A 12291-nucleotide genomic window follows, 5' to 3' on the forward strand; every position below is an offset into this window, starting at 1 on the left:
TGCCGCTAACTCAATAATCTGACCGTTGGCGCCATATACTTATACAGATAACATTTCTGAAATCCCCAAGCCCTTGAAATAACTCTCAATCTCCGTAACGGAAGTTCTGGAAAACAATTCCATGTCGATAGCTATAATCAGTGCATTACAACTTCTTGTCAGTGCAACATACACCTTGTTCCAGTTTTTATTGTGGTAGTTTGTTTTGGGTACATTCTGAGTCATGTAGTCATACATTGTCTGATTTAATATAAAAATACACACATCAGATTCAAGGCCTTTTACCGCGTCAATACTGGAGATGAAATATTTATATCCTTTGCTAGGCATTTTAGCCATGTCAAGATGCTGTATTAATTCAGCATATTCTTGTTTTTCAAGTCGTGTGCCGCAAAATTTCGCTAACCAGCCTAAGACCTGCGCTGACGACGAATTTTTCAACCTTTCGGTTATCTCAGAAATAATTGAATTAATAAACAAACGACTGTCCAAATCACGTTCCAAAGCAAGAATCGATAGTTTATCTTGCAGAGATAATGGTAAATAAAGATTTCGACTGGAATGTGTGTTATAGCAGCCTTCTTTTTCCTCAATATAAATTAATTGCTGTTGGGCTTTGTAATAGCCAATTATCGCATCATAATTGCTGTTGCTTGATTTAATATAAACTACCTTCCCAGATTTACCGTTATTATTGGACTGTTTTTCTTCAGCCATGCATAAGGCATTTGATAATTTTAAAATTTCAGAGGGCACCCTTTTAGTAATATTGTTATTGGGCAGAATTGTGTAATTATCACCTGTAGCTTGTTTTAAAAAGTTCCTAAATGCGCTCGGATATTTTATGGCTTGTTTTGGATCCCCTATCATATATATGTCAATTCCGTTATCTCCTAAAATCTGAAAAACACGCAGAGCATCCCCGTCCATGTCTTGCGCTTCATCAATAAAAACATGGCTAATTTTAGCAACAATATGAGAGACAATAAAATCTACTTTTGCTCTTTTAGCTTTATTGGTATGCTTACCATTTGTTCGGTCTATAACAATCATTGCCTTTTTAAAAACTGACTCATTATGGATTATATTTCTTTGCTTTAATAAGTTTATTTTTATATTCTTTAAAACATAATCGCTAGGCATACCATGAGAAACTGCATTATTGTAGACTTCCGAAACAGAAAAATGAGAATAAGGATAGATTATTTCATTGAGGAAGAAACTGTGTATTGTCTCTATTCTGACCTGATCTGGAATGTATCCTATTCCCTTTACAATTTCTTCTTTAATTTTTTTTCTTGCAGCATTAGTATAGGTAACTGCATAGATGATTTTATGTGAAGTATTAGCCTGATGAAATTGGATAACTCTTTTCGATAGGTCATATGTTTTACCAGCTCCGGCTCCGGCAATTTGGATTTCTATCATTTGAGGCTATTTAATATTTCTGTAATGTGATTAGGTATAGAGATAACAATTTTGTCCTCTTGCATTGCGTTACACAAATCCAACATATTATCGGCCTTACTTGACTTCAAGAAATTAGATACTGTCTCAGCATCGTCCTCTATGCGAAAATGCGTTGATATGAGAGTACAGTTAGTTCCTGTTAAAACTATATCATCCTCTAGCGTATAACCACTTGTTGTTCGCACGAAAATCGTTTTTTTGTCATCATAGACATCATGATCCTTTTTGGCCTTTGGTTGACCATCAAGATCACGGATCACACCTATTTTTTTACTTTCAGAAGATCCGTTCAACTTTTTCCAAATTTCTAAAAAAGTCCTATATCCCTTTTGACCAATACTTATAATGTCAATGTTATTGAGCGTATTTTTATCCAAACCTAAGATAGTATTAATAAACATTTCCTCGGTCGTTCCTTCGACAAGAATCACCCTGTTTGAGAATAGTAGTTTAAGAATATCAAAATTGGGCCGCTTAGATAAATATTTAACTAAAGATTCATCAACATCTCTAAAAGATACTGCTGTATTTCCACAAAAAGCAATTACATTTTGGAACTCAAGTTTGTTTATGACTTTCGGCGAATGGCTCGAAATTATGGTCTGAAACAAGTCACCGCTGACAGCTAAGCTCTTTTTAATGTAGTCGACAACAAGATTTAAGTTATTTGTGCTAAGATGAGATTCCGGCTCCTCAATACAACTTAAATTAAAACAGGATTTGCTGTTTTTAAAATGTTGAAAAAAAAGAATTATAAAAATAAGATTTCGTTGCCCAAGGCCTTTCTGATATAAGAATTCATCTCCGTAAGCTAGGGTTATATTGGATAAAATATTTTTAAGATTTGCAAGATTTGGGATGCAATCAATATTTTCTATGAATCGGTCGAGATCTGGGAATTCTAAATCACCATTAAAAATTTTCTTGAAATTATCCTGATCTTTTATCTCTCTAAAAAAACTAAAGTAGGCTTCATGGATTTTAGTTTTCTCATCTTTAGTTAGTTTTTTTTCTAATAATCGGGTTAGAATGCTATTTGATTTCATAGAACTCGATTCAGAGAAATCATCACGTTCTGCATTTATTGAGTTAATGGTAATGTGTTTTAGGTCATTGTATGGGATAATTTTATGATTGTTAGTAGATATAATGGTATAATCGTAAAATTCAGTCGGAATCAGAAACGAAAGATTATCTTGGGCCTTATCACTCCCGCATATTAGTTTTTTAGCCAATTCCAAAAAGTCAGCGTTATTTTTGGGCTGATAGCAATATTGTATCTCATAAGCGGTTTTTCCATTACTTTCCGTAATCCAATTGCCAACTATAGCTTTAGCATAATGATCATCCCCAATGGCATCGAATTGTATGGTGACACGTATAATTGGAATGCACTTTAATAACTCACCATTATCAGCTCCACTTTTAACCTTGTCATAAAATTCTCGAACAGTTTCGGAATTGAAATCTAAAGGCAATAAGTTTTTATTTCGGTATTCCAATTCATTGGAGCAAAAAGGAAGTTTTATCGCATGTAGAAAATTTGATTTGCCCGAATCGTTTTCGCCTACGATGATCGACAACTTTGATAACGCAGTTTGAAAATTCTTGAAATTTCTATAATTTTCAATTCGAACATAATTTACAATCATAATTCTAAATAATTTAATAACAAAAGTAAAAATTTGCTGTATATATGTATGAAAAATTTGTGATTTGTTAATCACCTAAGTAAGTTTTGCGTAACACACAATAAAATGATATTAAAATTTAAACTTTAGCACTCCTGAAAGCACCGTAGATATTTATAAATTTCAATAAAGGCGTTAAAAAAATGTCTGGGCGAGACTAAACAATTTCGATTGAGATTCTTCACTTCGCAAGCTGCGTTCAGAATGACAACCACCACAAAACCACTTCTCCCCTTAGCCCCGGTGGTAGCGGCATCCCCCCGCTTTTTTCGGCGGGGGATACAGCGGACGACGGGAAAGACGACGGCAAAAAAGCCCTGGCCCTTCCGCTACAAAAAAACAATTTTGCATTATTATTAAGGAGGTAAGCCCCCTAGCCCCCCAAGGGGGGATTCCACTCATTCCCATAAACAGGTTGCATAAGTTAAACACATTGGAGAAAGCATTTCGCCGGTGGGGGTTGGGTTGTGTTACCTTATTTGGTACAAATGTTTACATAAAATTGCGGCCACGTATGCCGCAATGTCCGAATAGTACAAATGACAAAACAGTCAGTTCATTGAAATAAAGTTAGTTACGTAATTTAAGGATTTTGAAAGACGTGAGTTCAGAAAAAAAAACTACCCCTAAACTACCACTTTTTTGGAGTGCGTTACGGGTAGTATCAAGAGTCAGGAAAAAACCTTATTTTTACTTTTCTAATCAATTACTGTGGATAAGCCCAAAGCCTTTAAGACCGCACTCCATGAAAAAGACGGCATTGACCGTCCCGAAAGCATCAGCCGTGAGGCGATCGAGCACGTTACGCAACTGCGGAAGATACAACCCAGTGCAGATGCGCTCGTAACCGGCATCCTGAAAGGTGACAAGACGGCACTGAGCCGCGCCATCACGCTGGTGGAAAGCACTAACCCGGCGCACCTGGAAAAGGCCAACGATGTGATAGCGCAATGCCTTCCGCATGCGGATAAGTCGGTGAGGATAGGGATCACGGGGGTGCCCGGTGTGGGGAAGAGTACTTTTATAGAGGCTTTCGGGAAGCACCTTACTGGTATGGGACGGAAGGTGGCGGTACTGGCAGTGGACCCGAGCAGTTCGCTTTCGCACGGCAGCATCCTCGGCGACAAGACCCGGATGGAGGAACTGGTTAAGGATGCCAATGCTTATATACGGCCTTCGGCTTCGGGAGAAACACTGGGCGGTGTGGCACGGAAGACACGGGAGGCAATCATCCTTTGCGAGGCTTGCGGGTTTGATACCATAGTTATTGAGACCGTTGGCGTAGGCCAAAGCGAAACGGCGGTGCATAGTATGGTCGATTTCTTTTTGCTGCTTCAGATCGCGGGTGCGGGTGATGAGCTTCAGGGTATCAAGCGCGGCATCATGGAGATGGCCGACCTGATCGTGATCAACAAAGCGGACGGGGATAATATAAAAAGGGCAAGGCTGGCGAAGACGGAGTTCAACCGGGCGCTGCATTTGTTCCCGGCGAAAAGTTCCGGATGGCAGCCCACCGTAACGACGTGCAGCGCGATAACCCATGAGGGCATTGCCGATGTCTGGCAGACCATCAACGGGTATTTTGACCTGGTAAAAGGGAATGAATTTTTTGGCATCCGCCGAAGCGAGCAAAACAGCTACTGGCTTACGGAAACCATTAATGAGCAGCTGCTGGGCCGGTTCTATAATGACCCGGACATTGCGGCACTATTGGAACAAAGTAAAAAGGCGGTGGAGGGCAATGCGATGTCGCCCTTTGCTGCGGCGAAGGTTCTTTTGGAAAAGTATTTCAGAGTGTAGAAATAATTTCAGATTGTAGATTGTAGATTTCAGATTCCACTCTTGCCCTTAAAAACAGCAATGATTTTTAGAGTAGCGTGTAGTTCAATCTACAATCTACAATCTGAAATGGTTATTGCTTCTCATAACGCTCCACCTCGCGGTCATAGAACTCATTGGCAAGGATTATAAGGCCTTCCATTTCGGCGTTGAGCTCGTTTTCGTCAAGGTCTTCGGGCTCTTCCATGAATTCTACCTCATCGTCTTTCAGGTTGATGATGAAGCGCGGGTAGTCCAGGTGGATGATGAAGATATCTTCAGGGAAATCGGTGTTATCGGCAAGTACGAATTTTGGTAACTCCATAAATTTTTATTTTCTATTTTTTATTTTCTATTTGACAAGCTGCAACTGAAAACTGCGACTGGGACTGCCTACTCTTTTTTAGGAGCTGTCAGATAATTAAAGCGAAGATACAAAAATAATGCAGCGGCTGTAAGTCCGGCCAGCAATCCGATCCAGATGCCGGTGCCTTTTAGCGGTGTATGCAGGCCAAGGTAAAACGATATGGGGAACCCAATCACCCAATAGGCTACAAAGGTTATGAGGGTGGGTATCTTTACATCCTGGATGCCTCGCAACGCGCCGAGTACAACGACCTGTATGCCATCGGATATCTGGAATACGGCTGCCACAAGTATCAGGGTAGATGCAATGTTTATGACTTCGGTGTTATCTGTTAGCTGGATGGTATTCTCCATGTTGAGGAACAGGTGTGGGAGGAATTCGTGTAACGCCACGAACAACAATGCAAATACGATCTCTATGATGATAACCAGCAGGAATACCGACCTTGCTACAATGCGTAGATTTACATAGTCGCCCTGCCCTTTATTATTGCCCACACGCACCATAGCCGCCACGCTGAGTCCCATGGCGAACATGAACGTCATTGAGGCCATGCTGAGCGCGATCTGGTTGGCCGCCTGGTTGTTCTTACCCAAAAAGCCCGAAAGCCAAATAGCTGTAGTAAACAAGGCTACTTCAAAAAGCATCTGCAAAGATGATGGCAGCCCGAGAGCCACGATCTTCCTGAGCATGGTTTTTTTTATTTCGCTAAAGCTAAAGTCATGGAAATATTGCTTCAGCTTTTCGTTACGCGACAGCAGGTAATGCATATAAATAACCATTGCAGTACGCGATATGACAGTACCCAATGCCGCTCCCATAATACCCAGTTTCGGGAAGAACCAAATACCATATATGAGGAAGTAGTTAATTACTACGTGGAGCACATTGGAAAATATAGCAGCATACATATCGTACTTGGTGAGCGACATACCATCGGCGAATTGCTTGTACCCCTGAAAGATAACGACCGGAATCAGCGAAAATCCTACCCAGTCGATATACGGCGATGCAAGGGCTATTACCTCTGCAGGCTGGTTCATCAGGTACATTAAAGGCTTGGCAAGCGTTACAACTCCGAAAAGGAACAATCCTAAAACAGTGCACAGCAGCAATCCATGATGGAACGCGGAACGGACGGTAACATGGTCTTTTGCACCATCGCCTTGGGCCACAATGGGTGTGATCGCAGTCGAGAAACCAATTCCTACCGACATGGCTATGAACACAATACTGTTGCCTAAAGAGACTGCTGCCAGCTCGGTGCTGCCCAGCCTGCCGACCATGATATTGTCGACTACCGAAATAAGCGTATGCCCTAGCATACCGACTATAACCGGATAGGCAAGCGTAATATTTGCCCTGAATTCTTTTGTGTATTTGGAAAACCCCACTGCAATTTTTTTGCAAAGGTAGCGGGAAAATTTACAATTAGAAAACAGGTTAATTTTTAAAAACTTAAGAATCATCAACTTAAATACAGTTCATGTTAATTTTATTATTTCATTATTATTTAATTAACAAAACATTGGAATTATTAGTAAAAGTATTACAGTAATTTTGACCCAACTAACAAATACAAAGTGAAGATCATGAAAAAGACAATGAATTTTAAAGGACTGCTGTTATCGGGTATGATGATGCTTGGCATGACAGCTTTTGCGCAGGATGGCGCATCAACAAGCGAAAATTATGACCAGGGATTCCGTTTGGGATTCGGGCTTAACGCCGGAGCAGCAACCGGTGACTATTTTAACTTCGCCCTGGGTGGTGACGTTAGGCTACAGTATGACCTGACACAAAGGACATCACTTACCCTGACTACCGGATACACTCACCTGTTTGCAGACAAAGATGAGATCGACGACCTTGGCTACATCCCTGTAAAAGCAGGTTTCAAGGCTTTCGTGTGGGGCGACAGGTTTTACGTATTGGGTGAGGCAGGAGCTGGCTTTGCCGTTACAGGAGACTATGACGAAACTACATTCCTTTGGGCGCCGGGCATCGGATATGCTAATGATGTGATTGATCTAAGCCTTAGGTATGAAGGCGCAAATGATTTCAAGACTGACCAGATCGCTCTTCGTTTGGCGTATGGCTTTAAATTATAATATCCCTTTTAGTTATATAATACCAAGTACAAAACTGACCTTGTTAAAAACCTGCAATATTCTTGCAGGTTTTTTATTTTTGTAAGATATCCATCCACTATGAAATTATTCATCATCGACTGGAGCAGGGAAATCACTACCCCACTGCTTGATTACTGCAAAAGTACCCCGCATACCATTGCAGGGTGCGAACTCGTTGATGGCGCTGAGGCCTATCGCAAGACCGCCCACTGCAAACCCGATGCTATTGTAGTGAACTATGCTGTAAAACCCTCGCACGGGCGAAGTACTGCCGAGCAGATATTCAAGCGTAAGCTGACATCAGAAATACCCATCTATTTTATTGGAGGCGCGGAAGATGATAATGAGAAAGTAGAACATATTGGGATATGCCTTTCTGAAGAAGAGCTGCATGAACTACTGGATTGATTATGTTCTGTTTTTTATTTTCTATTGTCATCCGGAACTGCGCATTGATCAACAGAAAATTGAACACAATTAATTATTAGGAATGAGTGAGCATCAATAATCAACATAAAATAATCAATCCTTTTCGTCCCTAAGCTTCTTTTTATAAAACGAAATATTCTCCAGCACCTCTTCATTTACTTCCGGTTCTTTAATGTCGTCGTATTTTTTAAGGGCATCCAAAATAGTTTTGGCAACAAGGTAACGTGCCGTCTCTTTATCGTCGGCAGGAATTACGTACCATGGGGAATGTTTTTTTGATGTCGCGTTGATGGCTTCTTCATAGTATTTTTGGTAATCATCCCAATATTTTCGTTCTTCAAGGTCGCCTGGCGCAAATTTCCAGTTGTGCTCCGGTTTGTCAAGCCTTCGGAGTAACCGCTCCTTCTGTTCTTCTTTACTTAAATGAAGAAAAAACTTAAACACGATAGTACCGTTCTGGCTAATGTGCTTTTCAAAATTATTGATTTGCTCATAGCGTTGGTCCCACAGGTCGCCCGGAATAGCTTCCACAGAATTGATGCCAGGGAGGTTTTCCTTTAGTATAAATTCGGGATGTACCCTTGTGATGAGCACATTTTCATAATGCGATCGGTTGAATACGGCAAACTTTCCTTTATCCGGAAGGGCTATATAGTGGCGCCACAGGTAGTCGTGCTCCAGTTCTGTAGATGTTGGGGTTTTAAAGCTATACACATTTACGCCGCGTGCATTGAAACGACGGAACACTTCGCGGATAAGGCTGTCCTTACCCGAGGTATCCATTCCCTGAAGGCACACCAGCACACTGTATTGGTTATTGGCATACATCTTGTCCTGCAGCTTGCCGAGTTTTTTACTGGCTTCTTTCATAGCCTTATGCACAGTTTCTTCGGAAGCGCCGTGGTCTATAACCGTTGGAGCCTTTTTTATATCAAATTTGCCTTTTACCTTTAAATCGTCAGTATCTATATCCTTCATGCGGGAAATGTTTATCTTTATATAATGAATTCATCTTGACTTTTTTGATTGTAGCGAAAAATAGGGATTTTTGTTCCGGATTTTAGCTTTTTTTGAGCTGCATAGCAGAGCTACGGAGTAAAAAAAAGCTAAAATTCGGGGCAAAAAGATCATTTTGCAGCCAATCGGAAAAAGTTAATAAATTCAAATATAAGGTTTAAAAGAATACCGCGTTTACAGGTAAAACATAAGATTATGCAAAAGTTTCAACTGGAACTGCTGTTCCATATTATTGGCATTGGGTCGGCTTCCGGGCTCTTTTTGAACGGCAGTTCGATTTTTATAATTTCAGATAACAGCCACCTGCTGTACGAATACAATACCAAAGATAAAACACTCCAAAAAACACCGCTTATTTCTAAAGAATATACCAGACCGTTGGAAAACGTGCCAAAACCGGACAAGGCCGATTATGAAGCAATGGCTGCAAAGGGAGATGACCTTTACCTGTTCGGTTCCGGCTCTACCGAAAAGCGCAACACAATTGCCCATATCAACATGAAGACCAAAGAGGTTTTCCCGCCTATTGATGCGACCGACCTTTATATGGTGATGCAGGGCTTTGGCGAAATAACTCCGGAGAATTTTAATATAGAAGCAGCCGTAAATGCCGGTGATACCTGGTATGTCTTCAACCGTGGCAACGGACCTGCAGGACAGAATGGCATCTTTACCCTTGAGGGGGATATTGCCGATACTGCTTTCCAGATCATTTACAACGAAATAAAACTACCTAAAATAAATGGTGCGCAAGCCAGCTTTACCGATGCCGTAAAGGTTGGCGAAAAACTTTACTTCATCGCAGCAGCAGAAAAATCAGATTCGACGTACCATGATGGAGAGATTGCAGGGACGCTTATTGGCCGCATTGATATCGAAACGATGGAACTGGAATTTACCGAAACCATTTCGCTAAAAAATAAATTTGAAGGCATTACCTTATATAAAGAAACACCGGGCAGTATTGAGTTCCTGCTTTGTGAAGACACAGACAGCGATGCGGAGGCGAGTGATGTTTATAAGTTAACCGTAAAGTTCTGAGTTACGGGTTTAGGGTTCAGGGTTGCTACTCTGACCCGAAACCCGGAACTCTAAACCCTGAACAAAAAAACTTTTTTTTAATGTGCTCCCAACCTTTTGCAACCTTTTGTAATCTATATAACAAAGAGACCAATTGTGATAGACGAAAAACTCATAACAGCATGCAGGAAATCGCACCGTGACGCACAGCGGCAGGTGTACGAGATCATGGCGCCCAAGCTGTACCACACCTGTAAAAGGTACCTGAAAAGCGAGGAAATGATAGAAGAGGCGATGGCCGATGCCTTCTTTACCATTTTTACAAAGCTTGACCAACTGAAAGAAACAAAAGCGTTTGAGGCCTGGGCACGAAAAATTGCGGTGAACCAGTGCCTGCTCAGCCTGAAGAAAAATGTGAACTTCAATATTTATATTGAAGACATGGCACGCTCTGCAGAACCTTCCATTGCGCACTCGGCCGCGCTTGAGGAAGAAGACCTGCTGCACCTGCTAACCTATCTGCCGGAAGGCTGCCGGACTGTATTCAACCTTTTTGCTATTGAGGGTTATTCGCATAAAGAGATAGCCGTAATGCTGAACATCAGCGAGGGAACATCGAAATCACAATTGAATGCCTCCCGTACCAAATTGAAAGAAATGGTGAATAATGTTTACTATCAAAATGAGAAGAGTCATGGAAAATCAAGATAAATTATACCAACAATTCAGGGAAGCTGCGGGCGAAGCGGAAACGAAGGGCTTTGACCGTATGGAAACGCTCTGGGGCCGTGTCGAGGACAAGCTCGATGCCGAAAAACAGCGAAAAGCCGCAACCTGGTGGAAATATACCGGGATGGCAGCTGTATTGCTGATGTTTATTACTGTAGGAACGTTCCTGTACCGCAATGAAGGCGGCCCATCTGTAGATCCAAGTGGGATTCCGGAAAATAATGTAACGGTTATTGACAGACAGAAAGTGAAAGAAACATTTGAGCCTTCGAAAGAAAATACAATTAGGGAAGAAATTGTCCAGGTTGATACTAATAATTCTGAACTAAAACAAAAGGATACAGATTCTGTTTATTTTATAAAAGGTGCCCATTTTACGAAAGCAAAAGATCTAAGCAATCCTGAATATGTATTCTATGCTCCAAAAATAAAATTTATCCCTGGTTCAACAATAGCTGGTGAAACCTTTCAGAATAATATTATAGATCCTTCAATTACATCCCGCGGTTTTGTTACAGGTGATAATGCTGAAAGAAAAGATAGTAATAGTGAAACGTCAAAAGAATATTTAGCAAAAGGATCATCTTCCATAAATAGAGATGGCACAATAACTTTCAATGGGATTGTAACCGACAGCCAGGGTGTACCTGTGCCGGGAGTGATCGTAAAGGTAGAGGGTACCAATACTGTAGTACAGACAGATTTTGACGGCAAATACAGCATCAATGCCAAAGAAGGCGAAAAGCTGATAGCCTCTTATGTCGGGATGCAAAACGGTTCGATACTTGCCTACCAGGCCAATACGAACAGGCCCATAAAACTGGCAGAAAACACATCGCTTGAATCGGTGACATTAGAATACCGCAAGGCGCCGGGAAGGCCGGTAGCCAGTGGCGCCATAACTTCTATAGCAATAGACACCACGGTAGTAGTGAACAGGGGATTGTTGCCATCTGTAAATGGGACTGTGGCTGAAATTGATGAGGGAAAAGTAAAATCCCGTGAAAAAACATATAACGAAACGCCATCACAAGCAAATGGCTTTGCGGCAAAAAAGACTTCGAAAGAACAGCAATCTGCCCCAGATGATAAAAGCAATGCAGGTTCTGTACAATCTTCGCAAGGGCAGGTTATAGTAAGGGGGCAAAGTTCCAGCCTGCCGGAAGGCCCTTTATATGTGATCGATGGAGTACCCGTTAGCAGCGATGTCTTTAAAAACCTCAATTCCGAAGATATTGTAAGCATCACAGTCCTGAAAGATGCTTCGGTCACGGCATTATACGGAAGCAGGGGCGCCAGTGGCGTTATCATCATCAAAACCAAAAAAGGGCTTACCAAACGCGAAATCCGTAAGCTTAAGAGGGAACAGAAAAGAGCCGCAAGGAAGGCCCCCTAACCCCCGAAGGGGGAATTCCACTCGTACATTATAATCACGTTGTCCGAATTCCTTTCCATATTATTACAGCCCAACACTTCCCCATTCAGGGGGCAGGGGCATAGGTGTTCGGAAGACAAAAGTTCATTGAAATATTTTCATATATTAGATTTATAAACTTGATTATGCCAAAGAAAATAAGCGTAAGTTCTTTGTTGAAACTAATAGACAAAGATGTTTTAG

11 protein-coding genes are annotated in these 12291 nt (G+C 41.3%); 6 read left to right on the top strand and 5 right to left on the bottom strand.

The annotated features are described in order from the left end of the window. Positions 1-39: 39 nt before the first annotated feature. Both AAEO56_RS18670 and AAEO56_RS18675 read right to left on the bottom strand, forming a co-directional pair. Positions 40-1428: a UvrD-helicase domain-containing protein gene (locus AAEO56_RS18670; protein ID WP_341698598.1), complete on the bottom strand. Its 1389-nt coding sequence runs from the start codon at positions 1426-1428 to the stop codon at positions 40-42. Further along, entirely contained in the window at positions 1425-3122 is a 1698-nt protein-coding gene (locus AAEO56_RS18675; protein ID WP_341698599.1) for an ATP-dependent nuclease, read from the bottom strand. Before AAEO56_RS18675 ends, AAEO56_RS18670 begins: the two co-directional genes overlap by 4 nt. Positions 3123-3872: 750 nt before the next feature. Here AAEO56_RS18675 and meaB point away from each other — a divergent pair. Continuing rightward, entirely contained in the window at positions 3873-4961 is a 1089-nt protein-coding gene (meaB, locus tag AAEO56_RS18680) for a methylmalonyl Co-A mutase-associated GTPase MeaB (protein WP_341698600.1), read from the top strand. A 112-nt stretch (positions 4962-5073) separates the two neighbouring features. Here meaB and AAEO56_RS18685 read toward each other — a convergent pair whose 3' ends face one another. Together AAEO56_RS18685 and AAEO56_RS18690 are read right to left on the bottom strand one after the other, a co-directional pair. Continuing rightward, positions 5074-5304: a hypothetical protein gene (locus tag AAEO56_RS18685; RefSeq protein WP_341698601.1), complete on the bottom strand. Its 231-nt coding sequence runs from the start codon at positions 5302-5304 to the stop codon at positions 5074-5076. Positions 5305-5372: 68 nt separating this feature from the next. Next, complete coding sequence (locus AAEO56_RS18690) at positions 5373-6740, bottom strand: MATE family efflux transporter (RefSeq protein WP_341698602.1); 1368 nt, start codon at positions 6738-6740, stop codon at positions 5373-5375. Positions 6741-6938: 198 nt separating this feature from the next. Here AAEO56_RS18690 and AAEO56_RS18695 point away from each other — a divergent pair, with 198 nt between their 5' ends. Both AAEO56_RS18695 and AAEO56_RS18700 read left to right on the top strand, forming a co-directional pair. Continuing rightward, positions 6939-7457, top strand: coding sequence for a hypothetical protein (locus tag AAEO56_RS18695; protein ID WP_341698604.1), 519 nt, complete (start codon positions 6939-6941; stop codon positions 7455-7457). Positions 7458-7556: 99 nt separating this feature from the next. Further along, positions 7557-7886, top strand: coding sequence for a hypothetical protein (locus AAEO56_RS18700; RefSeq protein WP_341698605.1), 330 nt, complete (start codon positions 7557-7559; stop codon positions 7884-7886). 114 nt (positions 7887-8000) lie between these two features. Here AAEO56_RS18700 and AAEO56_RS18705 read toward each other — a convergent pair whose 3' ends face one another. Next, positions 8001-8885: a PPK2 family polyphosphate kinase gene (locus tag AAEO56_RS18705; protein ID WP_341698606.1), complete on the bottom strand. Its 885-nt coding sequence runs from the start codon at positions 8883-8885 to the stop codon at positions 8001-8003. A gap of 234 nt (positions 8886-9119) precedes the next feature. Here AAEO56_RS18705 and AAEO56_RS18710 point away from each other — a divergent pair, with 234 nt between their 5' ends. The 3 genes from AAEO56_RS18710 (at position 9120) to AAEO56_RS18720 (ending at position 12069) form a co-directional block, all read left to right on the top strand. Beyond that, on the top strand, positions 9120-9965 hold the full coding sequence (locus tag AAEO56_RS18710; RefSeq protein WP_341698607.1) for a DUF6929 family protein: 846 nt from the start codon (positions 9120-9122) through the stop codon (positions 9963-9965). Between the two features lie 207 nt (positions 9966-10172). After that, entirely contained in the window at positions 10173-10655 is a 483-nt protein-coding gene (locus tag AAEO56_RS18715) for an RNA polymerase sigma factor (RefSeq protein ID WP_407934971.1), read from the top strand. After that, positions 10639-12069 (top strand): carboxypeptidase-like regulatory domain-containing protein, encoded by a 1431-nt coding sequence (locus tag AAEO56_RS18720; RefSeq protein ID WP_341698608.1) that lies wholly within the window; start codon positions 10639-10641, stop codon positions 12067-12069. The genes AAEO56_RS18715 and AAEO56_RS18720 overlap by 17 nt, the downstream gene beginning before the upstream one ends. The last annotated feature ends 222 nt before the right edge of the window (positions 12070-12291 follow it).

The sequence above is a fragment of the Flavobacterium arundinis genome, from assembly GCF_038289855.1.
Lineage (GTDB): Bacteria > Bacteroidota > Bacteroidia > Flavobacteriales > Flavobacteriaceae > Flavobacterium > Flavobacterium arundinis.